The sequence below is a fragment of the Cryobacterium flavum genome (assembly GCF_900103805.1).
In the GTDB taxonomy this organism is placed as follows: Bacteria; Actinomycetota; Actinomycetes; order Actinomycetales; family Microbacteriaceae; genus Cryobacterium; species Cryobacterium flavum.
In genome coordinates, this window is the sequence record NZ_FNIB01000003.1 from 151124 (window position 1) to 178070 (window position 26947).

26 protein-coding genes and 1 pseudogene are annotated in these 26947 nt (G+C 66.3%); 13 read left to right on the forward strand and 14 right to left on the reverse strand.

The annotated features are described in order from the left end of the window. Positions 1-58 precede the first annotated feature (58 nt). Positions 59-898 carry a non-homologous end joining protein Ku gene (gene ku / locus BLS91_RS05030; protein WP_092339647.1) on the forward strand — a complete coding sequence of 280 codons (840 nt, stop codon included), beginning with the start codon at positions 59-61 and terminating at the stop codon, positions 896-898. Positions 899-931: 33 nt separating this feature from the next. On the opposite strand, the gene BLS91_RS20155 is transcribed toward ku, so the two are convergent. Continuing rightward, complete coding sequence (locus tag BLS91_RS20155; RefSeq protein ID WP_166792444.1) at positions 932-1075, reverse strand: hypothetical protein; 144 nt, start codon at positions 1073-1075, stop codon at positions 932-934. A 101-nt stretch (positions 1076-1176) separates the two neighbouring features. On the opposite strand from BLS91_RS20155, the gene BLS91_RS20510 reads away from it, so the two are divergent. The 3 genes from BLS91_RS20510 to BLS91_RS05040 are packed head-to-tail and all read left to right on the forward strand — an operon-like array spanning position 1177 to position 1938. Then, on the forward strand, positions 1177-1347 hold the full coding sequence (locus BLS91_RS20510; RefSeq protein WP_233197497.1) for a hypothetical protein: 171 nt from the start codon (positions 1177-1179) through the stop codon (positions 1345-1347). Beyond that, positions 1341-1490, forward strand: coding sequence for a hypothetical protein (locus tag BLS91_RS20515; protein WP_233197498.1), 150 nt, complete (start codon positions 1341-1343; stop codon positions 1488-1490). The genes BLS91_RS20510 and BLS91_RS20515 overlap by 7 nt, the downstream gene beginning before the upstream one ends. A 25-nt stretch (positions 1491-1515) precedes the next feature. Beyond that, a complete protein-coding gene (locus tag BLS91_RS05040) occupies positions 1516-1938 on the forward strand; it encodes a YbaY family lipoprotein (protein ID WP_092339648.1) in 423 nt (140 codons plus the stop codon). Here the strand turns inward: BLS91_RS05040 and BLS91_RS20520 are convergent. The 4 genes and pseudogenes from BLS91_RS20520 to BLS91_RS05050 all read right to left on the reverse strand — a co-directional run bounded on the left by BLS91_RS20520 (position 1909) and on the right by BLS91_RS05050 (position 5305). After that, entirely contained in the window at positions 1909-2211 is a 303-nt protein-coding gene (locus BLS91_RS20520) for a DUF8189 domain-containing protein (RefSeq protein ID WP_476728478.1), read from the reverse strand. The two genes, BLS91_RS05040 and BLS91_RS20520, sit on opposite strands and share 30 nt — an antisense overlap. Beyond that, positions 2168-2383: pseudogene (locus BLS91_RS21115) on the reverse strand (DUF8189 domain-containing protein); the annotation flags it as partial. The gene BLS91_RS20520 and the pseudogene BLS91_RS21115, both read right to left, overlap by 44 nt. A gap of 30 nt (positions 2384-2413) precedes the next feature. Then, positions 2414-3682, reverse strand: a complete 1269-nt coding sequence (locus tag BLS91_RS20290; RefSeq protein ID WP_198412843.1) for a M12 family metallopeptidase — start codon at positions 3680-3682, stop codon at positions 2414-2416. 132 nt (positions 3683-3814) lie between these two features. Then, on the reverse strand, positions 3815-5305 hold the full coding sequence (locus BLS91_RS05050) for a maltokinase N-terminal cap-like domain-containing protein (RefSeq protein WP_104090595.1): 1491 nt from the start codon (positions 5303-5305) through the stop codon (positions 3815-3817). A gap of 268 nt (positions 5306-5573) precedes the next feature. On the opposite strand from BLS91_RS05050, the gene BLS91_RS05055 reads away from it, so the two are divergent. Beyond that, positions 5574-6254: a GntR family transcriptional regulator gene (locus tag BLS91_RS05055; protein ID WP_092339649.1), complete on the forward strand. Its 681-nt coding sequence runs from the start codon at positions 5574-5576 to the stop codon at positions 6252-6254. A gap of 17 nt (positions 6255-6271) precedes the next feature. Here the strand turns inward: BLS91_RS05055 and BLS91_RS05060 are convergent, their stop codons facing one another. From BLS91_RS05060 to BLS91_RS05085, 6 genes are all read right to left on the reverse strand, one after another. Then, the gene (locus BLS91_RS05060) at positions 6272-7504 is read right to left on the reverse strand and encodes a M20 family metallopeptidase (RefSeq protein ID WP_092339852.1); all 1233 of its coding nucleotides are present in this window, start codon (positions 7502-7504) and stop codon (positions 6272-6274) included. Between the two features lie 9 nt (positions 7505-7513). Beyond that, positions 7514-8725, reverse strand: a complete 1212-nt coding sequence (locus tag BLS91_RS05065; protein WP_241983192.1) for an aminotransferase-like domain-containing protein — start codon at positions 8723-8725, stop codon at positions 7514-7516. A gap of 58 nt (positions 8726-8783) precedes the next feature. Beyond that, on the reverse strand, positions 8784-9956 hold the full coding sequence (locus tag BLS91_RS05070; protein ID WP_092339651.1) for a M24 family metallopeptidase: 1173 nt from the start codon (positions 9954-9956) through the stop codon (positions 8784-8786). A gap of 79 nt (positions 9957-10035) precedes the next feature. After that, positions 10036-11520 (reverse strand): NAD-dependent succinate-semialdehyde dehydrogenase, encoded by a 1485-nt coding sequence (locus BLS91_RS05075; protein ID WP_092339652.1) that lies wholly within the window; start codon positions 11518-11520, stop codon positions 10036-10038. Beyond that, on the reverse strand, positions 11517-14468 hold the full coding sequence (locus BLS91_RS05080; RefSeq protein ID WP_198412842.1) for an FAD-binding and (Fe-S)-binding domain-containing protein: 2952 nt from the start codon (positions 14466-14468) through the stop codon (positions 11517-11519). Before BLS91_RS05080 ends, BLS91_RS05075 begins: the two co-directional genes overlap by 4 nt. Before the next feature lie 34 nt (positions 14469-14502). Beyond that, positions 14503-15789, reverse strand: a complete 1287-nt coding sequence (locus tag BLS91_RS05085) for an aspartate aminotransferase family protein (protein ID WP_092339653.1) — start codon at positions 15787-15789, stop codon at positions 14503-14505. 133 nt (positions 15790-15922) lie between these two features. Between BLS91_RS05085 and BLS91_RS05090 the strand changes: the two genes are divergently transcribed. From BLS91_RS05090 to BLS91_RS05115, 6 genes are all read left to right on the forward strand, one after another. After that, positions 15923-16915 (forward strand): D-2-hydroxyacid dehydrogenase, encoded by a 993-nt coding sequence (locus tag BLS91_RS05090; RefSeq protein ID WP_092339654.1) that lies wholly within the window; start codon positions 15923-15925, stop codon positions 16913-16915. 165 nt (positions 16916-17080) lie between these two features. Continuing rightward, a complete protein-coding gene (ehuB, locus tag BLS91_RS05095) occupies positions 17081-17974 on the forward strand; it encodes an ectoine/hydroxyectoine ABC transporter substrate-binding protein EhuB (protein ID WP_092339854.1) in 894 nt (297 codons plus the stop codon). Between the two features lie 99 nt (positions 17975-18073). After that, complete coding sequence (ehuC, locus tag BLS91_RS05100; protein ID WP_092339655.1) at positions 18074-18784, forward strand: ectoine/hydroxyectoine ABC transporter permease subunit EhuC; 711 nt, start codon at positions 18074-18076, stop codon at positions 18782-18784. Further along, the gene (gene ehuD, locus BLS91_RS05105; protein ID WP_092339656.1) at positions 18781-19437 is read left to right on the forward strand and encodes an ectoine/hydroxyectoine ABC transporter permease subunit EhuD; all 657 of its coding nucleotides are present in this window, start codon (positions 18781-18783) and stop codon (positions 19435-19437) included. Before ehuC ends, ehuD begins: the two co-directional genes overlap by 4 nt. Continuing rightward, entirely contained in the window at positions 19421-20305 is an 885-nt protein-coding gene (gene ehuA, locus BLS91_RS05110) for an ectoine/hydroxyectoine ABC transporter ATP-binding protein EhuA (protein WP_092339657.1), read from the forward strand. Before ehuD ends, ehuA begins: the two co-directional genes overlap by 17 nt. Next, positions 20305-21111, forward strand: coding sequence for a maleate cis-trans isomerase family protein (locus tag BLS91_RS05115; protein ID WP_158253346.1), 807 nt, complete (start codon positions 20305-20307; stop codon positions 21109-21111). The genes ehuA and BLS91_RS05115 overlap by 1 nt, the downstream gene beginning before the upstream one ends. 91 nt (positions 21112-21202) lie before the next feature. On the opposite strand, the gene BLS91_RS05120 is transcribed toward BLS91_RS05115, so the two are convergent. Continuing rightward, positions 21203-21937: a maleate cis-trans isomerase family protein gene (locus BLS91_RS05120; RefSeq protein WP_092339658.1), complete on the reverse strand. Its 735-nt coding sequence runs from the start codon at positions 21935-21937 to the stop codon at positions 21203-21205. Positions 21938-22081: 144 nt separating this feature from the next. Between BLS91_RS05120 and BLS91_RS05125 the strand changes: the two genes are divergently transcribed. Continuing rightward, positions 22082-23485, forward strand: coding sequence for an amidase (locus BLS91_RS05125; RefSeq protein WP_092339659.1), 1404 nt, complete (start codon positions 22082-22084; stop codon positions 23483-23485). Between the two features lie 8 nt (positions 23486-23493). Further along, the gene (locus BLS91_RS05130; RefSeq protein WP_092339660.1) at positions 23494-23997 is read left to right on the forward strand and encodes a DUF3830 family protein; all 504 of its coding nucleotides are present in this window, start codon (positions 23494-23496) and stop codon (positions 23995-23997) included. Here the strand turns inward: BLS91_RS05130 and BLS91_RS21120 are convergent. Beyond that, positions 23994-24614, reverse strand: a complete 621-nt coding sequence (locus BLS91_RS21120) for a helix-turn-helix domain-containing protein (protein ID WP_369831313.1) — start codon at positions 24612-24614, stop codon at positions 23994-23996. The genes BLS91_RS05130 and BLS91_RS21120 overlap by 4 nt on opposite strands. Further along, a complete protein-coding gene (locus BLS91_RS05140; protein WP_159433825.1) occupies positions 24551-26251 on the reverse strand; it encodes an HNH endonuclease signature motif containing protein in 1701 nt (566 codons plus the stop codon). Before BLS91_RS05140 ends, BLS91_RS21120 begins: the two co-directional genes overlap by 64 nt. Positions 26252-26947 lie beyond the last annotated feature (696 nt).

The following is a 26947-nucleotide window of genomic DNA, read 5'->3' on the forward strand; positions in this document are numbered from 1 at the left end:
CGCAGAAACCGCGGGTCTACTAGGCGAAAAATGTCTCATTCGGGTGTGTACTGGTCGAATGAGAAGCATCTGGACCGGTGCGATCACCTTCGGGCTCGTCAATGTGCCCGTCAAGGTGTATAGCGCAACTGAAGACCACGACGTGTCGCTGCACCAGGTGCACGATGCCGATGGGGGGCGCATCCGCTATCAACGCCGGTGCGAGATCTGCGCCAAGGTCGTTCCATACGACCACATCGACAAGGCTTTCGAGGACGGTGAGCAGGCCGTGGTGCTCACGGCGGACGATTTCGCCACGCTCCCCTCCGAGCGCAGCAAGGAGATCGACGTGGTCGAATTCGTGCCGAGCGACCAGATCGACCCGATCATGCTCGACAAGAGCTACTTTCTCGAACCCGACGGCAAGTCGTCGAAGGCCTATGTGCTGCTGCGTCGCACGCTTGAAGCCACCGATCGGACGGCCATCGTGCACTTCGCGCTGCGGCAGAAGACCCGGCTCGGAGCGCTGCGTGTGCACGGCGACGTGCTCATGCTGCAATCCCTGCTGTGGGACGACGAGGTGCGCGAGGCCAAGTTCGCGTCCCTCGACGAGCTGGTGAACATCAGCGCCAAGGAACTGGACATGTCGGCCGCGCTGGTCGAGTCGTTCGCGGCCGACTTCGCACCGGATGCCTTCACCGACGACTACCAGGACGAGTTGCGGGCGCTGATCGAGGCCAAACTGAAAAGCGGCGAGGCTGTGTCGACCGAGGTCACCTTCGGTGAAACCGAGGATGAGGGCGAGGGCGGCGAGGTACTCGACCTAATGGAGGCCCTGCGGCGCAGCGTCGAGGCCAGCCGCGATCGGGCCAAGCCCAAGCCGCACGAGAAGGCGAAGCGGGCCCGTTCCGCCTCCTGATCGGGCAGCTTCACGGTTCGCGCGAGGCGAACCTCAGTGGTGGCGCTTGGCGAGCAGGTACATCTTTACGTTGAGCTGCAGAAAGCGCACGAGCTGAACCAGCACGTTGCTGCGTCGTCTCAGTTCGCGGGCGCTCGGCAGCGGCGCGACGTCGATGTGGGCTTGGGCGGTGTCCATGGTGTTCTTCCTTCTAACTCGGTGGCAAAGTGGATGCGTGCGACTCACTCCGGAATGAGATACCAGAACGGGTACGCCTTGGCTTTGTACACGAACATCGTGTGCAGCACGCCAAGAGCGGCGAGGGCAGCCTGAGCGTGCGCAGCGGCACCCAGCACGGCCACGAATACCGCGTGCTCGGCTCGCTCAAGGGGCTCACGGACGCCATCGAGCCCACCCTCGTCACGCTCACCTGTTCCAGCACGCCGGCACGGAGTTTCTCTACATGCTGACCGGCAAAATGGTCTACGGCCACGGCCCCTACAAATACACCATGGTGCCCGGCGACTCGCTGCTGCTCGACGGCGAGGGCCCGCACGGCCCGCTGCAACTGCTCGAGCTGCCCATCACCTTTCTCGCCATCACCGCCAAATAGCTCGGCTCCGGGTATCCTGTGCGGCATGGCCGAATCGGCAAGCGCCCGGGGTGAGAGCGCGACCCTGCACGGCGTCGTCGAGTTCGCACCCGAGCAACGACCGCAATCGCCGTGCACGGTCACGGTGCTGGTGGAAGACGTGTCGAAAGCGGATGCCCCCAGCACGATCGTGGGCCGCTCCCGGTTTCAGATTCCCGCGCCGCCCCGCAGCGAACTGTCCGATCGCGACGTGAACTTTGCCATGACCGTACCCGCCGATGCGCTCGACTCCGTGCGGCGGCTGAACGTGCGGGTGCACGTGAGCGCGCGGATGCGGCGGGAACCGGACGTGACCGAACGGCCGGACATCACCGAGGGGGACTTCGTCTCAACGCAGTCCCACCCGGTGCTGCCTGACCCGGTTCTGCCCGGCCTCGCGTCAGTTCGTGTCCCGGTTCTGCGAGTCTGAACCCTCGGCAACGGCACGCGCCTCAGCCTCGTCGAACGACGTGATCACGCCGCCGAGACTCTCGTAGCCGGTGAGCGACGGACCCCACGCTGCTCCGTTGAACCACTTGTGGAACAGCGCGCTGTTGGTTCCGGTCAGGAACACGTCGAGCCGCCCGGGTGCCCAGGACACCACGCGCGGCTGTGAGGTCGGCGATGCCGCCCATGTTCTCGTAGCCGAGCACCGACGGCCCCCACCCGTTGCCGTCGAACCACTTGTGGTGTAGCGCGCCATCCGTGCCCGTGACGAAGACGTCGAGCCGGTTCGGGCCCCAGGAGACTACCCGCGGCGCCGAGGTGCAGACTCCGCCGAGACGTTCATACCCGGTGAGCGACGGGCCCCAGGCTGAGCCGTTCCACCACTTATGGTAGAGCGCCCGGTCGGTGCCGATCACGAACAGGTCCAGCCGGTTCGGACCCCAGGAGACGACTTCGGGCTAGCCGACGACGATGCCGCCCATGTTCTCGTAGCCGGTCACCGACGGGCCCCACGCCCCGTTGAACCACTTGTGATAGAGCGCATGGTCGCTTCCAACGACGAACACGTCGAGCCGGTTCGGACCCCAGGAGACCACCCGTGGGTCACCGAGGATGACGCCGCCCATGTTCTCGTAACCCGTCACCGACGGGCCCCACGCGCTGCCATTCCACCACTTGTGGTACAGCGCACTGTCGGTTCCGGTGACGAACAGGTCGAGCCGGTTCGGGCCCCACGCCACGGCTTGCGGAACACTCTCGGCGATGCCGCCCATGTTCTCGTAGCCGGTGACCGACGGCCCCCAGGCTCCGCTGAACCACTTGTGGAACACCGCACGATTGGTGCCGAGCACGAAGGCGTCGAGCCGGTTCGGTCCCCACGACACGACCGGGCTCGAACTTGCCCTGGGCGTTTGTGGGTACATGAAGTTGACCGCCGCGATGTCACCGGCCGACAGGGCCGTGCGCTGGCCGATCTGGGCTTCGGCCTGCACCGGGGTGATGGTCTCTAGCCCATTCTTTGAAAACGCGGTGCGCGGGTAATGCATGATCGAGCCGTAGTCATAGCCGCCGACGTCATCACCGTCGACGATGTGCTGGTCGAACTGGCTCTCCATACCTGGTGAGATGTTGGCCGCGTTGATGGTCACGAAGGTGTTGCGGTCTTCGCGGCTCTGTTCGTGCCAGAGACCGACCGCGTGGCCGATCTCGTGGATGGCGTTGCCGTTCGTGCAGCCGGTACCCAAACTGATGGTCTGCAGGCCGTTACCCTGCATACCGAGCATCGACCAGCATCCGCCGGCATCGCTGAACTCGACGAAGTTGGGAAATTGAGCGGCATTGGCCGGGGTGCGTTCCGAAAAACGGATGGGCGTGCGCGCCTCCCAGTGCGTGATCGCGTCCCGCACCCGCTGCTGGTAGGGGAGGGCGGCGTTGATCTGAAACGGAACCTGCGCGTTCGGCCAGCGAAACCGCGCGCCGGTGATGATGACGGCCCGGGCGGGACCGTCGTCCTGGTTCGCCTGATCCTTGCTCTGCTCCAGTTCGGCGACGGTGCCCAGCACAATGTCACCCTCGAAGACCGCCAGGCTGTTGACCTTGTAGTAGACCACTTCCGTCGGTCCGAAGGTGACGCCGGAGATGATACCGGAGGCCGACTCTCCTGCCTGAAATTCACCCTCACTGACGAATTTCTGGTCCCCGCCAGGGCCGGAATTGTTTACTGCCATGGAACTGCTCCTTGTGTCCTCTGTTCCCTCCTGGCACGGGCCGGAATTGGCGGTGCCGGAATGAGCGCTGTGCCGCAAGTGGTACCAGTGACCACTGGCGGTCAAGCTACGCCGGCAGGCGTTATCGGAGCGTTACTCGATGTGCGACGGCGCGACCAGCCGTTCGATCGCGGCGAGGGGGATGGGCAGCCAGGTGGGGCGATTGCGAATCTCGTACACTGCTTCGTAGAGTGCTTTGTCGAGTTCGAACGCATCGAGGAGCGCGCTCTGTTCGGCCAGCTTGATGCCGGACCGTTCGGAGTAACCGTCGAGGAAGGCGTTGCGGCAGGCCGTGGCCCACTCAAAAAAAGTGGGCAGGGCATCCGTTGTTTCGGCCATCGCCCCCGCCACATACGAGAACGAACGCAGCATGCCCGCAACGTCGCGCAGCGGAATGTCGGGTTGCGTGCGCTCGCGCAGGGTACGCAGCGGCTCCCCCTCAAAGTCCAGGAGCACCCAGCCACGGCCGTTGACATCGAGCACCTGGCCGAGATGGAAATCACCGTGAATGCGTTGCAGCCGCGGCCAAGCTGCCGCCTCGGCCCGGACGAACACCGCCTCGATGGCATCGCGGTAGGCGGCCAGAACCGGCACTTCGTCCAAGGTCTGGCTGCAGCGCAGGCGCATCTTCGCCATTTCGTCCGCGATCACGGTGGGGGTGGCATCCAGGGTCGGAAGGGTTCGGGCGAGGTCGGCGTGCACATCAGCGGTGGCCTGCCCCAGTCGAAAAGATGGGCCCGTGAAGTCGGTGCCGGCGGCAGCGGCGACCAGGGCGGTGCGCCAGGCATCCGGAGCATCGGGTAAAAACTCCTGGGCGAAGGCCAGGTGTCCGACGGCACGGCCGCCCGGTTCGGCGGGGTCATCCCACTGGCCGAGGATGGCGCCGAACGGCAGCGGGATCCGCGCTGATCCGGCGCTCGCCAAGGCAGCCTGCACCGTCACGTCCGGATTCTCGCCGGCATGAATGATACGAAACACCTTGCAGATGATCGGCATCGTCGGCGCTCCGGCAGCGTCCGTGCGCTCCACGATGATCGAGGTATTGGATTGCTCACCGCGGAGTACGCGGCTGGAGGTCACCACGGTCTGCGACGGGGCCGCTGAACCCGATCGCAGATCGTCGCCGCGCGCACTGGCGGCGGCACGATCGGTTGAGGGCAGGCTGGAGACCGATACGCCCTGCAGCTCCATGAATGTGAGTACGGCGGCAGCGAAGGCCGGATCGTAGGCCGCGTCGTAGATGAAGCGTGCGTGATCAGAACCGGGCTGGCGCACGGTGATCAGGGCATTGGCCGCACCGGGCAGTTCAGAGACGCGCTCAGTTGTGGGCAGTTGGTACAGAGTGATTCCCAGGCTCGCGGTATCCAACATGAGGTCGACGCGGATGCTCACTCCGGCCTCGAGGGAGTCCAGCGAGAAATGGCCGATGCTGCGCAGGGCCGGTACCTGCCCCTTATTGCCGAACCAGCGCTGCCCCGCGACCCATGCGTTCACATAGTCGGGCAGCGGAGTACCCCGATGGTTCGGGGCGAGGTCGGGATTGCTGGAGCCGTGTGCATTCTGGGCGCGCTCTCCATCGATCATGCCGCCAGCGTAGCCTCCTCTCCCGGATTACGCCCGAGGATGCGTGCGGGTCGTCACGCCGACGCCCCAGCGGATTCTCGGCCGGCGATATTCGATGGACGACCGTTCGTCAAGCCCCCCAAACGGGATTTCTCGAATCCGACGACATTTTCGAGAGCTTGCGCTAGAATTGTAAACAATTGACAGACCGCTGAACTGCGTCACATCGTCAATGAAATTCTCATTCCATGCAATTCAGACATTCACCCAAGGAAGAACTGTGAAGGGTATGCCCCAGCGATATTCATTGGAACCCGTCATCCAGGAATCCACCCCGTCGATCATCGCCCGCAAGCTTCGGTACGCGATCGCACACGGCGAGGTGGCTCCCGGGGCTCAACTGGGCGAGGCCGAACTCGCCCGCGAGCTCGGCGTCAGCCGGGGTCCGCTGCGCGAAGCGATGCAACGGCTGACCCAGGAGGGCCTGCTGGTCAGTATTCGCAACCGGGGCTTGTTTGTCATCGAAATGACGGATGCTGAGATTCGCGACATGTACGTGCTGCGCACCGCCATCGAATCGGCCGCCTGCAAGCTGCTCGTGCGCGCCGACCACGTCGCCGCCGGTGAAGACCTGCTGGCCAAGGTATCCGAGATGGAGAATGCGGCCGCCTCCGGCGACCGCGCCGCCATGAGCGACGCCGACATGGCCTTCCACGAACACCTCGTCGCGTTGAGCGGCAGCCGCAGCCTCGCACGTATCCACAGCACGCTCATGACCGAGACGCGCATGTGCCTGACCGTGCTGCAGGACTCGTACCGGGTCACCGAGGAGTGGATCGCTGAGCATCGCGGCATCGCCGAGGCTGTGCTGGGCGGGGATGGTCCGTTGGCCGAAAGCCGGTTGAGTGACCACGAAGACGATGCGCTGGCGCGACTGACTACCGAACCGGCATCTGTTTCGGTCGGTTGAGTCCGAAACCGGCGCTGCTACGGGGTGACCTCGCCGACCAGCCGCAGGCAGAGCAGAGCATAGGCGCGGGCGGCGCAGACCAGTTCGGTGACGCTCACCGATTCATCGATCTGGTGGGCCTGGTGGTTGAGGTCGCCAGGCCCGAACACGATCGTCGGAATGCCGAACTCGCGGTCGATGAAGCCGCCGTCGCAGGCGGCGCTCCACCCGCCGATCGGGCTTTCCCCGCCTCCCGCGTCTGCCGCTGCAGCGACGGTCTGGATTACGATCGGACTCTGGGCGCTGGTGCGAAAGCCGGGCATCTCCATGGTCACCTCGAAGGTCACGGTGATGCCAGCACGGTCGATGCCGGCCGCCGTGACCTGGGCGGCGAGGGCCGCCACGATCTGCTGCGGGTCTTCGCCCGGCATGAGACGCCGATCGAGCCAGACCCGGCAGTCGGCCGCGACCATCGAGGTGCCGTCACCACCCTCGATGCGGCCGACGTTCCAACTGCCCGCGCCGAGCAGGTCATCCTGGTTCGCCTGCAGCCGTGCGTGATCGGCCAGAATGAGCGCAATGATCTTCGAGGCGGCGCTGATGGCATTGCGCCCATCGGCCGGGCGACCGGAGTGCGCGGACTTACCCTGCACGGTCAGCTCAATGTAGGCGTCGCCGCGGCAGGCGATGACGGTGTGCAGGTCGGTCGGTTCGGCGACCACGCAGGCCCTGTAGTGGCCGATACCACCGGCGGCTGACGCGGCCGCAGTCAGGGAGCGGATGCCGAGCCCCAGATCTTCCTCATCGACCGTGCAGAACAGGGCGGCCGGGCCGGCCAGGGTCACGTCGGCGCGCTTGATGGCGGCCAGGGCCAGCACGATGGCGGCCAGGCCGCCCTTCATGTCGGTGGACCCACGCCCGATCAGCCGGTCGCCGTGTCGCATCGGCACGAAGGGGTCGCGGCTCCAGCCCTCGCCGGCCGGGACGACGTCGGAGTGGCCGAGAAACATGAGGCCGGGCGCTGTTCCTCCCGTCAGGGTGGCCACGAGGTTGGGGCGCCCGGGGGCGACCTCGGTCACCCTCGTGCTGAGACCGTGCGCCGCGCAGGCGGCGCGCAGCACGCTCACCGTGTCGTTCTCGGTGCCGCCTGGGTTCTCCCCGGCCGCAGCGATGAGCGCGGAGGCGAGATCGACAATGCTCTGCTCGGTGATGAGGTCGAGTACACGGGACTCGGTGTCGCTGAGCACGCCTTCAGTGGTCGTTGTGGTCATCATCGGTTCTCAGAGTAGATCGGTCTCGCGCGCGGCGCTGGCACGGTCGAGGGCCCGGGTGAGGCGAATGACGCCTTCCTCGGTGCGCTCGGGGCTGGTCGACGCGAAGCACAGGCGCAGGGCGTCATCGAACCGGCCGCTCGGCGACAGGGCCGGCCCCGGAATGAAGGCGACGCCCTCGGCCAGGGCCGTTTTGAACAGCGCCTGGGTGGAGGTGGCGGCATCCGCTCCCTGCAGGGTGAGCCAGAGAAAGAAGCCGCCCTCGGGGTCGGTCATCGTGACGCGATCGCCGAGGTGGCGGCGCAGGCTGGCCTGCATCGCCTCCTTACGGGCGCGGTATTCGATGCGCAGAAAATCGAGGTGGGCATCGAGGCTGCCGCGGCGGATGAACTCGGTGAGAATGTGCTGGCCGGGAATGTTGGTGCAGGTATCCATGGTCTGCTTGGCGTTGATGACCAGCTGGCGCACGGCGGGGTCGGTGTCGACCCAGCCCACCCGCAGACCGGGCGCGAGAATCTTGGAGAAGGTGCGCACCGAGAACAGCAGCGGGTCGTTCGGGCTGAGCGTCTGAAAGTTAGGAATGTCGGTGCCAGCAAAGCGGAGCAGGCCGTAGGGGTCGTCGTCGATGATGACGGCATTCCACTGGTGCGCGAGCTCGATCAAGAGTTCACGGCGGGCCAGCGACAGGGTGGTGCCAGACGGGTTTTGAAAGTTGGGGATGACGTAGATGGCCTTGGGCGTGCCACCGGCCCGGGCGACCAGCCCGGGCAGCGCCTCGACGATAAGACCGTTCTCGTCGATCGGCGCTTCGAGCAGTTCGGCGCCGTAGCTCAGCGCGGTCGCCGACCCGTTGGTATAGGTGGGGGACTCGACGATCACGAGGTCACCCGGGTCGACGAAAATCTTGCAGGCCAGGTCGAGGCCCTGCATTCCGCCGGTGGTGATGGTGATGCGCTCGGCGCTGGTCGGGTCAGGCGTGGTCGACAGGTAGTCGACGAGGTTCGACAGCAGACCGGGCTCACCCTCGGTGGCGCCATAGGTGAAGGAACTGTGATCGAAGCGGCTCGCGGCGATCTCACGGAACGCCTCAAGGGGTACTGCATCGTCGGCGGGGGAGCCCATGGCAAAGCGCACGATGTCGTGTTCCTGGGCGGCGAGCAGCGAGGTGCTGGAGTCGATCACCGACCCGATCAGGTTTTCGGCACGGCGGGCGAGGGGCATGGTGGAACTTTTCATCGGATATCGCAGTTCATCGAGCGTCGGTGTTGCGTGTTCGGGGTTAGGAATGGGAAGTGAGAAGGCGCCGGGGAAAGCTGGTGAAGGTCTCCACGCCGGTCGCGGTGACCCGAATGGATTCGCTGAGCTCGCAGCCGAAGTTCTCCATCCACATGCCGCCGATCAGATGGAAGGTCATGTTCTCCTGCAGCACGGTGTCGTCTTCGCCGCGCAGGCTCACGGTGCGTTCGCCCCAGTCCGGCGGGTAGGCCAGGCCGATGGAATAGCCGATCCGGGAGGGTTTCTCGAGTCCATACCGAGCGAGCGTCACATTCCACGCCTCGGCAAGGTCGCGGGTACCGACGCCGGGGCGTACGAGGTCGAGCACGGAGCTGAGTCCGTCGTTGATGGCGTCGGCGAGCCGGGCGAGTTGGTCACTCGGCTGCCCAAGAACGATCGTGCGCGCCATCGGCACGTGGTAGCGGTGATGGGCACCGGCCAGCTCAACGATCACGGCCTGGCCGTCCTCAAACGGCTGGTCGTTCCAGGTGAGGTGGGGCGTGTCGGCCTCCACCCCGGTGGGGAGCATCGGCACGATCGCGGTGTAGTCCCCGCCGATTTCGGGGGTGCCCGCGATCTGAGCCTGGGAGATGGCGGCGGCGGCATCGCACTGGCGCACGCCGACTCTTACGTGTTCCACCGCGGCGGTCATGGCCGACTCGGCGACTCTCGCGGCGAGCCTCATCTGCGCGATCTCGGCATCCGTTTTGATGACGCGCACCCAATTGACCAACTCGACCGCATCGACGAAGGTCCATTCGGGCAGACCGGTTTCGAGGGCGCGATACGCCTTGGGAGAGAAGAACTGCGAGTCCATCTCGAGGCCGACCCGATTCGGTTCGACCAGGCCGCGCGCGCGCAGGGCGTCCGCGACCCAGTCGAAGGGGTGTAGGTGCGGGCGGTGCACGAAACTTTCGGGGTAGCCGATCATGTTGTCCGGCGGCAGCCAGGCGGTGCGAAAGGCGCCCTGGGCATCCATCGCCCGCAGAAAGAACAGCAGGTCGCCGGTCAGCGGAACAAATAGTACCTGCGGGGTGTAAAACGACCAGGCGTTGTAGCCGGTGAGATAGTTCAGGTTGGCCGGGTCGGTGACCAACAGGCTGGAGAGCCCCTGGGCCTCCATTCGGCGGCGCACATTGGCTAGTCGTTCGGCATACTCGCTGCTGGTGAAGAGCACGGGATCCCTTACATCGGTATTGCCTATTGTTTACAATCTACAGCCTGGGAGTGCTGGGGGCAAGGCCCAGGGAGGCCGGTCAGCGCGGGATCGCGAGGTACTTGTACTCGAGGTACTCGTCGATACCAAGCTTGCCGCCCTCGCGGCCCAGGCCGGATTGCTTGACCCCGCCGAACGGGGCGAACGGGTTGGACACCATGCCGGTGTTGAGCCCGAGCATTCCCACCTCGAGGTCTTCGCCGAGGCGAAAGGCCCGGTTGATGTCCTGAGTATAGAGGTAGCCCACCAGGCCCCAGGGCGTGTTGTTGGCGAGTTCTACCGCCTCATCTTCGGTGTCGAACGGCACCACCGGGGCAACCGGGCCGAAGATCTCGGTGTTCATGAGGAGCGAGTCGGGGCTGACGTTTCCGAGCACGGTGGGCTGGTAGAAATAGCCGGCGCCGCCCTCACGCGAGCCGCCGACCACAACGGATGCCCCGCGCGCCACCGCGTCATCGACCAGGCCCTGCACCTTCAGCAGTGCCTTCTCCTCGATCAGTGGGCCGACGTTCACGCCGTCGGCAGCGCCATCACCGACGCTGAGCTCGCTCATGCGCTGGGCCAGTTTCGCGGCGAACTCGGTCGCCACGGACCGGTGCACGAACATGCGGTTCGCGGCGGTGCAGGCCTCACCCATGTTGCGCATCTTGGCGACCATCGCTCCATCGACGGCCCGGTCGAGGTCGGCGTCGGCGCAGACGATAAACGGGGCGTTTCCGCCGAGCTCCATCGAGGAGCGCATGACGTTGCGGCTGGCCTGCTCCAGCAGCAGCTTGCCGACGGCGGTGGAGCCGGTGAAGCTCACCTTGCGGGCGATGCCGCTGTCCATCCACGGTTCGACGACGCTGCCGGCCTTCGACGTGGTGACGACGTTCAGTACCCCGGCCGGAAGGCCGGCCTCCACCAGAATGTCAACGAGAGCGAGCGAGGTGAGCGGTGTGAGTTCGGCCGGCTTGAACACGATCGTGCAGCCGGCGGCGATGGCCGGGCCGATCTTGCGGGTGCCCATGGCGAGCGGAAAGTTCCACGGGGTGACGAGTACGCAGGGCCCGACCGGTTCGCGGGTCACCAGGATGCGGTGCTTGCCGTCGCCGGTGATCGTGTGGTCGCCGCCGACGCGCACGGCTTCCTCGGAGAACCAGCGAAAGAACTCCGCGGCGTAGGCGACCTCGCCGCGTGCATCGGCGAGCGGCTTGCCCATCTCGGAGGTGATGACGAGGGCGAGCTCTTCCTGCCGGCTCATCAGCAGGTCGTAGGCGCGGCGCAGAATCTCGCTGCGCGAACGCGGCGAGGTCTTGCCCCAGGCCTTCTGGGCGCGACCGGCCGCCTGGATGGCGAGATCAGCATCCGCTGGGCCGCCGTCAGCGACGTGGGCGAGCACGACGCTGGTGGCAGGGTTTTCGACGGCGAAGGTCGCCCCGGACAGAGCGGGCCTCCAGGCACCGTCGATGAACAACCCGGTGTTGATCGTGGCGATGATCGTGGCCGCGTCGAGAGCGACCGGGAGTGTTGCGGTGGGGGTCATGGGGTGTCCTTTGGTTGAGTGCTAGCGGTGCGTGCGGGGTCAAGGAGTTGGGCGAGATGGTGGGTCTGACGATTCGGGTCGAGCTGCTGCACCTGCATGTGGCAGCTGAACCCGTCGGTCAGCACGGCCTGTTGCGGCGGCAGTGCGCGTAGTGCTGGCGCCAGGGCCTGCTCGGCGACGGTCATGCTGAGCTCGTAGTGATCTTTCTCGAAGCCGAAGTTGCCGGCCACGCCGCAGCATCCGGTCGCCTCCAGCACGTCACGAATACCGACCGCGGTCAGGGCCGCTTTCTGAGCGTTCGCGCCGAAGACCGAGTACTCGTGGCAGTGTGCCTGCACGGTGACGCTGTTCGGAGCCTGGCCGCCGGCCCAGGTGGGCTGCCAGCCGCCGGCGGCCAGTTCGGTCACGGCGCCGGCGAAACTGCGGATGCGCTTCGACACCCGGCGGGCGGCGGCGGTGGGCACGAGTTCGGGCAGGTCCTTGCGCAGGGCGGCCGCGCAGCTGGGCTCGAGCACGACGATCGGCCGGTCGGTGCCATCGTCGAGCGCGGCGGCGACGTTGGTGAGCAGGCGGCGGGCGGTGGACAACTGGCCGGTGGAGATCCAGGTGAGGCCGCAGCAGGCCTCGGCCGAGCACTCAACGGTTTTGCCGGCCGATTGCAGCACCCGCTGGGCTGAGCCGGCGACGTCGGGGCGAAAACCGCGGGTGAAGGTGTCGACGAACAGCACGACGTCGGCCGGGCCCGTGCTGGCCTGCCGTGACAGGGACGGTGAAAGCGTGCGGCGCCAGGCGGATGCCGCGTGGAACCGCGGCAGGCGCCGCTTGGTCGTGACGCCGCCGAGTCGGGCAATGAGCGTGCCGAGCGGACTGCTCAGCACGAGGTTCACCAGCGGCGCCATCAGCCCGGTCAGTTTCAGCCAACGCGGCAGCCAGCCGAGCGAGTAGTGCGAGATGGGCCGCAGCCGTCCCTCGTAGTAGTGGTCGAAGAACTCGGATTTGTAGGTGGCCATGTCGACGCCGGCCGGGCAGTCGCTCGAGCAGGCCTTGCACGACAGGCAGAGGTCGAGAGCCTCGCGCACGTCCTCGGAACGCCAGCCCGCCTGCACGGTGTCGGAGCCGCGAATCATATCCTGGAGCACGCGGGCCCGGCCGCGGGTGGAATCCTTCTCGTCGCCGGTGGCCCGGTAGCTCGGGCACATGACTCCGCCGGCGTCGCTCCGGCAGCGACCGATGCCGACGCAGCTCTGCACGGCGTGACTGAACGGGTCGAGCCCAGAGCCGGCCTCAGATCCGTGCTGACCGACCGGGGTGAGATCGAAGCTCGTACGCCAGGCCCGGTTCGGCACGTCCGTGAGGGCCAGGTGCTCAACCGTTGGTTCCGGGGCGACGATTGAGCCGGGGTTGAGCAGCTGGTTCGGGTCCCAGAGTGCCTTGAATTGGGCAAACGCGCCCATCATGGCCGGGGAGTACATCAGTGGCAGCAGAGCCGAGCGGGAACGCCCGTCGCCGTGCTCGCCCGAGATGGAGCCGCCGTGCCGCACCACGAGTTCGGCGGCGGCGCGGGTGAAGTCGTCCATGATCTGGCGACCTTCGGCGCTGCGCAGGTCGAAGGTGAGGCGCACGTGCATGCAGCCGGCGCCGAAGTGCCCGTAGATGACGCCGGTCAGGTCGAACTGCGCCATCAGGTTGCGAAAGTCTTCCAGGTATGCGGCGAGATTCTCCGGGGCGACGGCGGAGTCTTCCCAGCCGGGCCAGGATTCCCCGCCGCTCGCGAGCCGGGCCGACAGGCCGGCGCCGTCTTCACGTACCCGCCAGAGGGAGGCACGTTCGGCGAGGTCCGGCACGGCGCGGCCGGCCCGCATCCGCCCATTTTCCCGCAGTCGTGCCAGCAACTTCTCGCCCTCGGCCGCGACGGCGACCGGGTCGTCGCCGTCGATATCGATGTAGAGCCAGGCCTTGCCAGCCGGCAGTCCCTGCACCGAGTCCAGGCCCCGACGGGCCTGCATGGTCTGCACGATCGCCTCGTCGATGCCCTCGATGGCGGCGGGGGAGAACGCGAGAATGGTGGGCACGTCGCGGGCGGCGTCGACGACATCGTCGTAGCCGAGGCTCAGCAGCAGGGCGGCCTGCGGTTGGGGTACGAGCTGCACGGTCGCTGCGACGACGATGGCGCAGGTTCCCTCGCTGCCGACGAGGGAGCGGGCCACGTCGAAGCCGTGCTCGGGCAGCAGATGCGAGAGGTGATAGCCCGACACCTGCCGGGCGATCTGGCCGAGTTCGAGCCGAAATTCCGTCAGATGGTCGGCGGCCAACTGCCGCAGCCCAGCGGTGAGGGTCGAGGCGAGCGTGACGGCGGCGGCATCCGCTTGATCGGTGGCCTGCAGGCCGGTGCGCGTGGCGGTCAAGCGGATGCCGGCTGTCGTCACCAAGTCGAGCGCGAGCACGTGGTCGGAGGTGCGCCCGTGCCGTACCGAGTGATTGCCGCAGGCGTCGTTGCCGATCGCTCCGCCGATCGTGGCGCGGGTGCGACTGGACGGGTCGGGCGCGAAAGTCAGCGTGCCGTTGGATGAGGCCGCGACCTCGCGTTGCAGGGTGGAAAGGATGACTCCGGCGTCGACCACGGCCGTCCGCGCGGCCAGGTCGATGGAGTGAATGCTGTTGAGGTAGCGGGAGAAGTCGAGCACGATTCCCGCCCCGACGGCATTTCCGGCCATCGAGGTGCCGCCGCCGCGGCTGACCAGCGGAATGCCCTGCTCACTTGCGAACCGGGCGACCGCCACCACGTCAGCCACACTGCGCGGAAAGATCACGGCGACCGGCGCGACCCGATAGTTGCTGGCGTCGTAGCTGTACTCGCTCAGGCGGCGGGGCGCCGTGTCCACCTCGATTCCGCCGTCCCGCAGCGAGCGGAATCGATCGGAAGTCAGCGTGAGTGGCATCTGGGGCATTGGGCGAGGCTATCGGGTGGGTTTGTGCGGGCGTTCAGGCGGTTGCGCCGGTGGGCTCGAGCACGGGAACGGCGCCGGAATCGTTCAGGGCAGCTTCGAACGCGCTGAGTCCCTGCTCGATTTCGGCATCGCTCACGATGAGAGCGGGAATGACGCGCACGACGTTGCCGCGCGTTCCGCAGGTCAGCAGCAGCAAATTTTGCTTGATGGCGGCCTGCTGCACGGCGGCAGCCGCCTCGGGGTTCGGCTCCCCGTCGCCGTCGACGAACTCGAGGCCCTGCATGAGGCCGAGGCCGCGCACATCGCCGATCACCGGTCGGGTGGCGGCGAGACGCTTCAGGCCGGCCTGCAGTTGCAGACCGCGCACCCGGGCGTTCTCCACCAGGCCTTCCTCGCGCACCACGTCGAGTGTGGCCACGGCGGCGGCGCAGGACACCGCGTTACCGCCGTAGGTGCCGCCCTGCGAACCTGCCCAAGCCTTCTTCATAAGATCGAGTGGTGCCGCGATGGCCGAGAGCGGAAACCCGCTGGCCAAGCCCTTGGCGGTGATGAGGATGTCTGGGGTGATGCTTGAGTACTGGTGACCCCAGAACTTGCCGGTACGGCCGACGCCGGCCTGCACCTCGTCGAGAATCAAAATGATTCCGTGGTGGGTGGCGCGTTCGCGCAGTCCTTCGAGGAACGCGGGCGGGGTGGGCAGGTAGCCGCCGTCGCCGAGGGCCGGTTCAATGATGAAGGCAGCGGTGTCGGCCGGGCTCGAGATGGTGGCCAGCAGGGAGTCGAGCTCCTTGAGCGCGAAGGTGACGGCGGTCTGTTCGTCCCAGCCATAGCGAAAGGCGTAGGGGAACGGGGAGATGTGCACCCCGCCCATGATCGGCGAGAATCCGGAGCGAAACTTGGTGCCGGCGGTGGTGAGGCTCGCAGCGGCCACGGTGCGCCCGTGGAACCCACCGTGGAAGGCGATGATGTTGGGCCGGCCGGTGGCCATGCGAGCCTGACGAATGGCGGCTTCGACCGCTTCGGAGCCCGAGTTGAGGTAGAAGACGCTGTCCATGCCCTCCGGCAATACCTCACCGAGCTTGTCGGTGAGCTCCAGCAGCGGAGTGTGCATTACCGTGGTGAACTGGGCATGGATGATCTTGCCGGCCTGTTCGCGGGCGGCGGCGACGACGCGCGGGTGGCAATGACCGGTGCTCGTGACGCCGATGCCGCTCGTGAAGTCGAGGTACTTCTCGCCGTCCGTGCCGAAGATGTAGGAACCGATCGCGTGGTCGACAACGACGGGTGTGGCTTGTTTGAGGGCGGGGCTGAGAATCGTCATGTGTCCATCATGCGAGTGGATGCTCGGATTGTCAACAATCCTTTCAGGGTGAACGGATGTCGCGAGCCGACTGCCGAGGCTGGCCAGCAGAGCCATTGTTGACAATCATCCGTTTCTGCACTGTGCTGGCAGAATGCAAACGACAACTCCAAACCGCCCGATCCTCGTCGTGCTGTGCGAACCGCTGGACGCGGCGCGGCCCACTGGGATGGACGCTATCGAGCGCGTCGCTGACGTCAGGTACAGCGATGCGGCCGGCCTGCCCGACGCCATCGAGCACGCCGAGATTCTGCTGCTCTGGGACTTCTTCTCGACCGCGCTTAGGGACGCCTGGCCCCGGGCTCGGGCGCTGAAGTGGGTGCACGTGGCCGCGGCTGGAGTGGACACCGTGCTGTTCGATGAACTCCGCGCCTCCGACGTCGTGCTCACCAACGCCCACGGCTTCTTCGACGGTCCGATCGCGGAATTCGTGTTGGCGAACATTCTCGCCCACGACAAACAACTGCACGAGAACCGCGCTTTGCAGCAGGCTCACGAGTGGAAGCACCGGGAGACCCGGCGCACCGCCGGGAGTACGGTCCTGGTGGTCGGCACCGGCGGCATCGGTCGGCAGATCGCGCGGCTGCTGCGTGCCGTCGGCCTCGAGGTGCGGGGCGCCGGTCGACGAGCGAGCGAGAACGACCCGGACTTTGGCGCCATCGTCTCGTCGGCGGCGCTCGCCGAACACGTCGGCTGGGCCGACAACGTGGTCGTGGTCGCGCCGCTGACGAATGAGACCCGCGGCCTGATCGATGCCGACGTCTTCGACGCGATGAAGGCATCCGCTCATCTGGTGAGCGTCGGCCGCGGCCCACTGATCGACGAGGCGGCCCTGCTGCAGGCGCTTGAAACCGGCTCGATCGCGGCGGCGTCGCTCGACGTCTTCGTGACGGAACCGCTGCCGGTCCACAGCTCGCTCTGGGACGCCCCGGGGGTTACCGTCTCGGCCCACATGTCGGGCGATGTTGTGGGGTGGCGCGACGGCCTGGCCGCTCAATTCACCGGCAACGTGACCCGTTGGCTGGCCGGGGAGCCCCTGGTCAATGTCGTCGACAAGCAGCTCGGTTACGTGGCCCGCGCACAGTGATCGCCGACTCGCTGATGATCACGAAACAAGAACTTTACAATCAGATTGTTGACAATCATTGGGGTGACTGCGTAGCTTCGACTTACACGTAGAACTCATTCACCTGGCCGTTCCCGAAGCGCTCCACGCGGCGTTCTCGGCCAGGTGACCCAGATCGGAGTAATCATGATTGCCAATCTCACTCGGCGTAATGTTCTGCAGGGGGCCGGCGTTGCCGCGCTCGGCGCCGTCTTCGCGGTCGTCGCCACCGGCTGCGCCACCGTCACCCCGGCCGGCGAGGCCGTCGACGGCGGCACCGACCTGCTCGCCCTGGCCAAAAAGCAGGGCTACCTGCGCGTGGGCATCGCCAACGAGCCGCCATACACGCAGGTGAACAGCGACGGAACCGTCACCGGCTGCGAGCCCGACGTTCTCAAGGCCGTCTGCAAGCGCCTCGGAATCGACGATGTGCAGGGCATCATCACCCCCTACGAATCCATGATTCCCGGCCTGCAGGCCAACCGGTGGGACGCCGTTGCGGCCGGCCTGTTCATGAAGCAGTCGCGCTGCGCAGAGGTGCTCTACTCCGAACCGGTAATTGTCTCGACCGAGTCGTTCGGCGTGCCGAGCGGAAACCCGAAGAACATCCTCACCGTCGCTGACGTGCTCGCCGACGCGAGCCTGCGCATCGCCGTGCTGCCCGGAGGGTTCGAAGAGGGTATCCTGAACACGGCCAAGGTTCCGGCCTCCCAGCAGGTCAAGGTCAACGACGGCCGCAGCGGCATCGAAGCCCTCGCCGCCGACCGTGCCGACGCATTCTTCCTGCCGACCCTGTCGCTGCGCGCCATCGCCGAGACCGACACAAGCTTCGAAGTGACCGAGCAGGTTCCGGATGCCCCGCGCACCGGCTCCGGCGCCGCTTTCCGCACCACTGACACCGCGTTCCACAAGGCCTACAACGTTGAGCTCGAAGCCTTCAAGAAGACCCCCGAGTTCAAGAAAATTCTGGACCTCTGGGGCTTCGACGCCGCGGCCGTAGAGGGCGTCACCGCCGACGAACTCTGCCAGACCGAGGGCTAAGCGCTTCTGCCGCCGCGGGTCTGGTGCCCGCGGCGGGCGCACGATCCGGACCAGTCGTATCGGACCATACGTCTCGACCTCGTTGAATTGGAATGAGTGATGTCCGCCATAATCGAGTACGCGCCACTGCTGTGGCAGGGACTGATGACGACGATTCTGGTCGCCGTCCTCAGCGGCGCCTTGTGTTTATTGGTCGCCTTCAGCATGGGCCTGGCCCGGCTGTCGCCGCACTGGATCATCCGCTGGCCGGCGGGAGTGTTCGTTGAAGTGTTTCGTGGCACCTCGCTCATCGTGCAGATGTTCTGGTTCTTCTACGCGCTGCCCTTCTTCGGTATCCAACTGCATCCGCTGACCGCTGCGGTGCTCGCCCTCGGCCTCAACGAAGGTGCCTACGCCGCCGAGGTCGTGCGCGGCGCGATCAGCTCCCGGGCGAAGGGCCAGACCGAGGCCGGCATCGCCCTCGGCATGTCGCCAGCGCTGCGCCTACGCCGCATCCTGATTCCGCAGTCGATCCCGGCGATGCTGCCGCCGTTTGGCAACGTGATGGTCGACCTGCTGAAGAACACCTCGCTGGTCTCGCTCGTCACCGTCACCGACCTCACCTTTCGAGCGCAGATGATTCGCAGCACCACCGGCGAAACCGCCGCGGTGTTTTTGACCATCCTCGTGATGTACTTCCTGCTTTCCGTGCTGCTGACCATGCTCACGCAGTGGATGGAGAAGCGCTACGCCCTCGACCGCAGAGCTCTCGCGGTGCAGCGCAAGGCTCTGCGTGAAGCCTCGCTCAAGGACAAGGTGGGTGCACTGTGATCTGGGACAACGCGTTCGCGATCTCCATCATCCCGATGCTGCTCAAGGGACTCTGGGTGACTATCCAGCTCACCCTGCTCGGCACGCTCATCGCCGCCGTACTCGGACTCGTAGCCGCGGTCATCCGTCGCCTGAATATTCCGGTGCTGTCGCCGCTCGTCTCGTTCATGGTCATCTTCATTCGGGGCACACCGCTGCTGATTCAGGCCTACGTGGCGTTCTTCGTGCTGCCGATCTACGGCATCAGCTTCAACGCCTTCACGACCGGTGTCGTGATCATCGGCATCAATTACAGCGCCTACATGGCGGAGGTCTACCGCAGTGGAATCCAGGGCGTGCCAGCCGGCCAGTGGGAGGCCGCGACAGCACTGAGTCTGCCGCCTGTGCGCACCTGGTGCCGGGTCATTCTGCCGCAGGCCGTGCGCACCGTCATCCCCATGCTCGGCAACTATCTCATTCAGATGTTCAAGGACTCGGCCGTGCTCTCGGCCATCACCGTGGTCGAACTCATGGCGACCGCGCAGTCCATCGGCACGTCCACCTACCGCTACCTCGAGCCGCTCACCATGGCCGGCGCCCTCTTCCTCCTGGTCAGCTACCCGGCCTCACGGCTCGTCAACAAAATGGAGCGACGCTATGCACCCAAGCAATGATTCATATTCAGCGGATGCCGCCCGGCCCGATGCTGCCTTTCCCGGCGGGCCGCGCACCGACCGCATCACCGGGCTGCCCACCGGATCGGCACCGATCGTGGCCGGCGGGCCGATCGTGGCGTTCGACAACGTCAGCAAGAACTGGGGCGAGAACCAGGTACTCAAGGCCCTGAACTTCAACGTGAACCCGGGGGAGAAGGTGTCGATCATCGGCCCGTCCGGGTCGGGCAAGACCACCATCCTGCGCATTCTCATGACGCTCGAGTCGCCCACCGATGGCCAGGTTCACGTTGACGGGGATGTGCTGTGGAATGTGAAGCACGGCGACAAGATTCGGGAGACCAAGGTGATGCGCGCCACCCGCCGCAAAATCGGCATGGTTTTTCAGGGCTTCAACCTGTTTCCGCACATGACGGCCCTCGAGAACATCATCGAGGCGCCGGTGCACGTGCTCGGCATGAATAAGGCCGAGGCGCGCGATCGGGCCGCCGAACTGCTGCAGCTCGTGGGCCTCGGCGCGCATATGAACCACACCCCGCCGCAACTGAGCGGTGGCCAACAGCAGCGCGTCGCCATCGCCCGCGCCCTAGCCATGCGCCCCAAGGTGCTCCTGTTCGACGAACCGACCTCTGCCCTCGACCCGGAGCTGATCGGCGAGGTGCTCAACGTCATTCGCAATCTCGCCAACAGCACCGACATGACCATGCTCATGGTCACCCACGAGATGCGCTTCGCCGAGGAGATCAGCGACCGGGTCGTCATGTTCGACCACGGCTCGGCGGTGGAAGGCGGACCGCCCGAGCAGATCTTCAAGAACCCGCAGGAAGAGCGCACCCGCGCCTTCCTCCAGGCCGTACTCAAGCACTGATGGACTTCCCTCGCGCCGACGCCGGCGAGATCTACCGACCGCCGACCCCCGTGTCACTGTCACCGGCGGTGGCCCCGGGCGACCGCCCGCCCACCGTCGGTCCGTTGCGCCAACGCGGAATCGGCGTCATCTGCCCGTTCGACATGGCCCTGGACCGTGAGCTGTGGCGGTGGATGCCGCCCGAAGTCTCACTGTTTTTCACCCGCACGGTTTTCGTCGACGAGCCGGTCAGCGTCGAGCTCGCCCTCGAGGTCAGCGACACGGCCGATATCCTGGCGGCGGCTCGCAACCTCAGCGGTGTCAGCCCCGAAGTCATGGCGTACGCCTGCACTTCGGGCAGCTTCGTCAACGGGGTGGCCGGCTCCGACCGAATCTCGGCCGCGATGGAATGCGGGGGAGCGCCCCGTGGAATCACCACGTCGGGGGCCCTCGTTGACGCCCTCGACTATCTGGCCGTGCATCGCCTCGTGGTCGTCACGCCGTATGTCGCCGACCTGGCCTCGCTGCTCGACGTGTACCTGGCCGAGAGCGGCCGCCTGGTGGTCGCGCAGTCCTCGCTCGGCCTCGGCGAGAACATCTGGCAGGTGCCCTACGCCACGGCGATCGAGCTCATCCGCAATGCCGATGTGCCCGAGGCAGAAGCGATTTTCGTGAGCTGCACCAACCTGCCCACCTACGACATTCTGGCGCCGCTCGAACTCGAGCTCGGCAAACCCATCATCTCGGCCAACCAGGTCACCGCGTGGGCCGCGCTGCGAGCACTGGGACTGGCTGCGGTCGGGCCCGGGCAGCGCCTGCTCGCGTAGGGCGGCGCATCCGCCTATTTGCGTTCCGGGTGCAAGTTTGCTGGCCAGGCGCAGTCTTGATCGTGCGCCCATCCAACGAAGGTGTGCTCCGCTAGGCCGGGAGGACCGCCGCGTCGCGAAACAGCGTGCCAAGGTCGTCGGTCGGGTGGATTTCGCCGGCCAGACGCAGTCCCTGCCACACCGTGACCTGGTTGGCGGTGAGTACGGGCTTGCCGAGCGCGGCTTCGAGTTCGTTGATCCAGCGGGCGGAGTGCAGGGCGGTGTCCGGAATGAGAATGGCCTGCGCCGCCGGGCTGTCGTTGCTGCGGGCGAGCGCCAGCACGCCGTCGTGGTCGAGCTCGCCGGCCAGGGCGGCCGTCTTGATGTCGTGGCTGACCAGTTCAAGCACCGTGATTCCGGCGTCACCGAGCAGGCGGGCAAAGTGTTGCGCCACATCGTGGGGGTAGGTCGCGGCGACGGCAACCGTGGTGAGGCCGAGGGCGCGCACCGCCTCGACGAAGGCGAGCGAGGTCGACGACACCGGCACGCCGAGCGCCGCCTTGACCTCGGCGACCTGCTGGTGGGCGCCCTCCCAGCCGAACACGAAGCTGCCGGAGGTGCAGGCCCACATCACGGCGTCGGGAGCGTATGCCCGCAGCGCGGCAGACCCCTCGAGCAAGCGTGCGCTCTTGCCGAGGTCGAGCAGGGCGTCAACCTCGTGGGCATCGACGCCGACCGAGGTATGCACGAGCGGAAGCCGGGCGTACCCGCCGAGCACCTGCTCCAGAAAGGGGTAGTCATCTTCGGCTCCGAAGCCGGGGTAAAGCATGCCGACGGTGACGCTCATCTGGATCTCCCTGCGTAAATCATCATTAGAATGTAGACAATACTACAAGAATCGACCCCACTGTGATAGTTTGAGGATTGTCGACAATCTCGCGCACGGGTCGTTTTCAGGTTCGATCCGCGCTTCCAGAAGGAGCAGCCACTCATGGATTCACTCGAATGGGCCACCGCGACCGAGCTGGTCGCCGCCTACCGTGCCCGCGAGGTCTCGCCGGTGGAGGTGACGCAGGCTGCCCTTGACGCGATCGAGACGTGCAACGCGGCGATCAATGCCTGGTGTCTGGTCGACGCCGAATCCGCACTCAGCGACGCGCGGGCATCCGAAGCGCGCTGGCAGGCGGGAACACCCCGCGGGCTCGCCGACGGCGTGCCCACCTCGATCAAGGACCTCATGCTCACCCGTGGCTGGCCCACCCTGCGTGGCTCCCGGCTGATCACACCGGGCAGCAACGAATGGACCGAAGACGCGCCCGCCGTCGCCAGACTGCGGGAGAACGGTGCGGTGCTGCTCGGCAAGGTGACGACCCCGGAATTCGGCTGGAAGGGCGTCACCCACAGCCCGCTCACCGACGTGACACGCAATCCCTGGGACACGTCCAAAACCTCCGGCGGATCGAGCGGCGGCAGCGCGGCTGCGGTCGCCGCCGGCATGGGTGCGTGGTCGGTGGGGACGGATGGCGGCGGCTCGGTACGCATCCCGGCCAGCTTCACCGGCGTGGTCGGCCTCAAACCCACCTACGGGGTCATTCCGCTGTACCCGGCCAGCCCGTTCGGAACCCTCGCCCACGCCGGCCCGCTCGCCCGCTCGGTCGCGGACGCCGCCCTCATGCTGGACGTGCTCGCCGGCCCCGACCCGCGCGACTGGTCGTCGCTCGCGGCTCCGCGCGACTCGTTCAGCGCGGGCCTTGATGGCGGAGTACAGGGAATGCGCATCGCGTTCAGCTCCAACCTCGGCTACGGCAGCAACGATCCCGAGGTTGAGGCTGCCGTGCGCACCGCCGTTGCCGTGCTGCAGGGCCTTGGCGCAGAGGTGACCGAGCTCGACCTCGGCTGGAGCGACCCCGTTGACGCCTACCACGTGCTCTGGTTCGCCGGCGCGGCCAAGGTGCTCGAGCCGTTCGGGCCCCAAGCACGCGAGAGCATCGATCCCGGCCTGCTCGCCGCGCTCGAACGCCACCACGATTTCTCGGCGAGCGACTTTCTCGATGCGACCGCGGTGCGCATGAAACTCGGTCACGACATGGGCTTGCTGCACGAACAGTACGACGTGCTGCTCACCCCGACCCTGCCGATCACCGCGTTCGAAGCCGGTGTGGATGTTCCGGCCGGTTCATCCTCGTCGGACTGGACCTCGTGGACCCCGTACTCTTACCCGTTCAACCTCACCCAGCAGCCCGCGATCACGGTGCCCTGCGGCGTGACCGGCGAGAACCTGCCGGTGGGCCTGCAGATCGTCGGGCCACGCCACGCGGATGCGCGCATCCTGCGGGTCGCCGCCGCCTACGAACAGGCCGCGCAGTGGCCGGCCGGTATCAACCCCAACAGATAAGGACCCCCATGGCTCGCTACATCACCATCACCCTGGAACAGCGCGGCGTCAGCTGCAAGGCCATTCTCCTCGACGACGAGGCGCCCCGCACGAGCAATGCTGTCTGGGACGCCCTGCCCCTCTCCGGCCAGGTCTTTCACGGCAAGTACGCCCGCAACGAGATCTACAACCTGGTGCCGGCCTTCGCTCCCGCCGAACCCGGGCCTGAGAACACCACGATCACTCCGATCCCCGGCGACGTCTGCTATTTCACCTTCTCGGCGAACGACCTGCAGACCCCCTCGCACGGCTACGAGGTGGGCGGCGGTCCCAAGGAGCTCAGCACCATCGTCGACCTCGCCGTGTTCTACGACCGCAACAACCTGCTCATCAACGGCGACAGCGGCTGGGTTCCCGGCAACGTGTTCGCGACCATCATCGAGGGCCTGCCCGAAATGAAGGCCGCCTGTCAGGACGTCTGGATGGGCGGCGCCCGCGGCGAGACCCTCACCTACGCCCGGTTCGAGGACTAGTCGACAACGAAATAAGCGGATGCGCCGGTCCCGGCGCATCCGCTTATCCGTTGTCGCGTTAGCGGATGACTTTGATCGGCACAGTGTGAAGCGCCACCGCACCGAGTTGATCGGTCGGTACCCGGTATGTTTCCCGGGCGGTGAATGCCGAGCCGCACCTCGCCGGTGTCGGCACGTTCAAGCAGTCGCTGCTCGACCAGCTGTGCAACGAGCCGGTGCGTGGTCGCCAACGGAATTTCGACCCGCCGGGCCAGGGTCGAAACTGTCATCGCGGTGCGTGTGGCGTCGAAGGCGCCGAGATGCTCACGAGTCGCGTCAGCATTGAATCGCCCGATGGAGAGTTGGCCATGAGACTCAGTATGCCGGTAGCCCGGTTGGGCTGACCGGGACGCATTAAACGGATGCCCGTCGCAACCGCCATAGTAATCGCCGCACCCAGTCTCCGAAAACGCCACCACCCGTTGGTCGAGCCTGCCGAGACCGCCACGGTCTTGCGGTGGCGGTCTGCGCCGCCCAGCCATTCCGTCGGTCAAGTGCTTCGGGCAGTTCGGGCCTACTTGTCCCAGTTGGGTTTCTCGGCGGGGGTGGCGGCGCGGTTTTGGCCGGCGGGGCGCCATGTTTGGGTGGGGTCGAACACGAGCGGGCCGCGGATCCAGGGGCGGCCGTCTCGCATGTCGATGTCCCAGCCGGACGTGTCGATGCTGGCATGGCCGGCGTTGCAGAGCAGCACGGCGTTATCTATATCGGTCGGGCCGCCCTGGCGCCAGGGGACGACGTGGTGAACCTGGGTGAGATGGGGTGGCACGGTGCAGCCGGGGATGACACAGCCACCATCGCGGGCGGCGAGGACTCGGCGCTGTTGGGCGCTGAAGAATCGGTTGCTGGTGCCCAAGTGCAGGATCGTGCCGGTGTGGCCGAACAGCACAGGTTGGTAGCCGCCGGCGCAGATCAGTTCGTCGACTTGGCTGGGGGTGAGCGGGCCGTCGATGCCGTCGATCCACCCGGCGCCGCGCCCGTCGAGGAGGTCGTTGATGTTGATGTGCACGAGCACGGTCGGGGCGGCACCGCCCATGGTCGGGGTGCCCGGCTGCCGGGCGGCGGCTTCGAACACGGCGCGGAGAATGCCGGCTTGCTTCTCACCGCGGGAGCGGGTGTCGTCGGGTTGCTGCGGGCACGGACCGTGCGGGCCAGGTGGGGGGTTAGCCTCGACCTCGACTTCGACCCCGGTTTCTGCTTGGGTTTCGGCCTCGTTGCTGGTGCCGTTGGTGCTGGCGTCGGAGGGTTTGGTCCCCCGGAACTCAACCGTGGTGCGGGGTATGACATCGGTGGCAGGGGTGGCCGTGGGGGTATCGTTCCCGGGGACCGGGTTGGCCGCCGCGGCGGACAGATACGCGTCGAAAACGTTGCCGATGATGGCACGGTCGAGGGTGGTGAACCAGCCGTTGAGGCTGTAGCCGCCGTTATTGAGGGTGCCGAAGGTGAGCCAGCTGCGCCGCTCCGGCGCAGTCTCACCGGGCGCAGTGCCATCGGGGGCGAGGCGTGCCTTCCACTGGATGCCCTGCTGCCGCAGCCACTCCGGCGCGAACGCGATGCCCGCACCGGGCAGCCCCTCAGTCTCCGGGGTGATCGCCCCGGAGCCGCTGGCGACCAGGGAGCGCTCGACCCGGTCGAGGTCCTCCACCAGCACGGAGGAGCGCAGACCGTCAAGCACCTGCACGATCACCCGGGCCTGCTCCAGCCCGAGCTCCCCGCTCTGCAGGGCGCCGCCGAGCACGGGGTAGGTGGGAGCGAGCGGGCGGCCGAGGAGCATCCGCTGGCCGGCTTTCTCACCGAGCGCTGACCGCTGACGCACTTCGCTGCGGGATAGCCGGGCGAGGGCGCAGACCAGCTCGACGCCGCTGCGACAGCCGAGCCGACGGGCCAGCGTCGGCGCAGCCAGAGACGCGGCCGCACCCGCCACACTTGGAGCGGCCGCACTCTGATCAATAGCAGCTTGGGCGGCGGCTTTCGCTGCGTCAGCATCGAAGTATTCGGAGCGACGCAGCACGTCCGACGTGGAGAGCACCCGGGCTCCGTCGACGACCCGGCCCACGCTCTCTAACGCTAGCAACATGGTCAACGATTCTTCATCACCCAGCAGCCCGAACGACACCCCACCCAACGCCGCCAACAGAATCTCCCGAGCTTGCTCTACCGCCGCAACGACGGGGTTCGAACTGGACTCACTCGGGTTTTCCATGAACATGGGCGCCATTGCCTCCTTCACGCCAATTCTACCAAGAATCGAACGCAAAAGCGATAGAATCTCACAAATGCTCCAGGCACCAAAGTTGCCCGACCGATCCAATTTCGTCAACATTACTGCGACCGCCATCAGGCAGCACAAGGACGATCATTCGTGTTTCACCGCAGTACCGTCTTGGCGTCAGTCGTGCAATGTCGAAGTAATGAGCGATTCTCCTTCGCGAATGCGCCCCAAGCATTCGCACTTACCCATTGCCCGACGCAACACTGTTGCGCCAGTTCCGCGCCGCCCGTGCCCGACAGCGGTGCCCGACAGCGATAGTCGACCCCGCTGAGTTGGCTCGTAGACAACCGGGGCACCCACGACGACATGACACCGCCGGCAACCTTTGCCGGCATCCCAGGCTCAACCTGAACCCTGGACGAAGAAATCGCCTACCAGCGAGCAGTTAGGCCGAGGCGAGGGTGTGCGCCCGACGCACGGGTTCAACGCGAATGCTGGTGCGTTCGCAACCGGTGCACTTGAGAACGTAAAGGGGAAGGGTAATGCGCAGGGCCTGCGCGGGGTTGGGTTTCAGGTCGGCCTGAGACTTGCAAAACGGGCAGGTAATTCGCATCGAGGGTTGTCCCTTGGCTTGGTTCTGCGCAAGCGATAACTCGCGTCAGATTGACCATAGGGGGCGATAGCATTTTTCCGCTCCCCCTT

Excerpts from the sequence above, each read along its gene's own strand:
- BLS91_RS05090 (WP_092339654.1), top strand. The coding sequence starts at position 15,923 with ATGCAAACGACAACTCCAAACCGCCCGATCCTCGTCGTGCTGTGCGAA.
- BLS91_RS20155 (WP_166792444.1), bottom strand. The coding sequence starts at position 1,075 with ATGGACACCGCCCAAGCCCACATCGACGTCGCGCCGCTGCCGAGCGCC.
- BLS91_RS05085 (WP_092339653.1), bottom strand. The coding sequence starts at position 15,789 with ATGACGATTCTCAGCCCCGCCCTCAAACAAGCCACACCCGTCGTTGTC.
- BLS91_RS21120 (WP_369831313.1), bottom strand. The coding sequence starts at position 24,614 with ATGGCGCCCCGCCGGCCAAAACCGCGCCGCCACCCCCGCCGAGAAACC.
- ehuA (WP_092339657.1), top strand. The coding sequence starts at position 19,421 with ATGCACCCAAGCAATGATTCATATTCAGCGGATGCCGCCCGGCCCGAT.
- BLS91_RS05080 (WP_198412842.1), bottom strand. The coding sequence starts at position 14,468 with ATGCCCCAGATGCCACTCACGCTGACTTCCGATCGATTCCGCTCGCTG.
- BLS91_RS05140 (WP_159433825.1), bottom strand. The coding sequence starts at position 26,251 with ATGGCGCCCATGTTCATGGAAAACCCGAGTGAGTCCAGTTCGAACCCC.
- BLS91_RS05125 (WP_092339659.1), top strand. The coding sequence starts at position 22,082 with ATGGATTCACTCGAATGGGCCACCGCGACCGAGCTGGTCGCCGCCTAC.
- BLS91_RS05075 (WP_092339652.1), bottom strand. The coding sequence starts at position 11,520 with ATGACCCCCACCGCAACACTCCCGGTCGCTCTCGACGCGGCCACGATC.
- BLS91_RS05115 (WP_158253346.1), top strand. The coding sequence starts at position 20,305 with ATGGACTTCCCTCGCGCCGACGCCGGCGAGATCTACCGACCGCCGACC.
- BLS91_RS20515 (WP_233197498.1), top strand. The coding sequence starts at position 1,341 with ATGCTGACCGGCAAAATGGTCTACGGCCACGGCCCCTACAAATACACC.
- BLS91_RS20290 (WP_198412843.1), bottom strand. The coding sequence starts at position 3,682 with ATGGCAGTAAACAATTCCGGCCCTGGCGGGGACCAGAAATTCGTCAGT.
- BLS91_RS05055 (WP_092339649.1), top strand. The coding sequence starts at position 5,574 with ATGCCCCAGCGATATTCATTGGAACCCGTCATCCAGGAATCCACCCCG.
- BLS91_RS05040 (WP_092339648.1), top strand. The coding sequence starts at position 1,516 with ATGGCCGAATCGGCAAGCGCCCGGGGTGAGAGCGCGACCCTGCACGGC.
- BLS91_RS05060 (WP_092339852.1), bottom strand. The coding sequence starts at position 7,504 with ATGACCACAACGACCACTGAAGGCGTGCTCAGCGACACCGAGTCCCGT.
- BLS91_RS20520 (WP_476728478.1), bottom strand. The coding sequence starts at position 2,211 with ATGGCGCGCTACACCACAAGTGGTTCGACGGCAACGGGTGGGGGCCGT.
- BLS91_RS05130 (WP_092339660.1), top strand. The coding sequence starts at position 23,494 with ATGGCTCGCTACATCACCATCACCCTGGAACAGCGCGGCGTCAGCTGC.
- ehuC (WP_092339655.1), top strand. The coding sequence starts at position 18,074 with ATGTCCGCCATAATCGAGTACGCGCCACTGCTGTGGCAGGGACTGATG.
- BLS91_RS05050 (WP_104090595.1), bottom strand. The coding sequence starts at position 5,305 with ATGATCGATGGAGAGCGCGCCCAGAATGCACACGGCTCCAGCAATCCC.
- ehuB (WP_092339854.1), top strand. The coding sequence starts at position 17,081 with ATGATTGCCAATCTCACTCGGCGTAATGTTCTGCAGGGGGCCGGCGTT.
- BLS91_RS05065 (WP_241983192.1), bottom strand. The coding sequence starts at position 8,725 with ATGCCCCTCGCCCGCCGTGCCGAAAACCTGATCGGGTCGGTGATCGAC.
- ku (WP_092339647.1), top strand. The coding sequence starts at position 59 with ATGAGAAGCATCTGGACCGGTGCGATCACCTTCGGGCTCGTCAATGTG.
- BLS91_RS05120 (WP_092339658.1), bottom strand. The coding sequence starts at position 21,937 with ATGAGCGTCACCGTCGGCATGCTTTACCCCGGCTTCGGAGCCGAAGAT.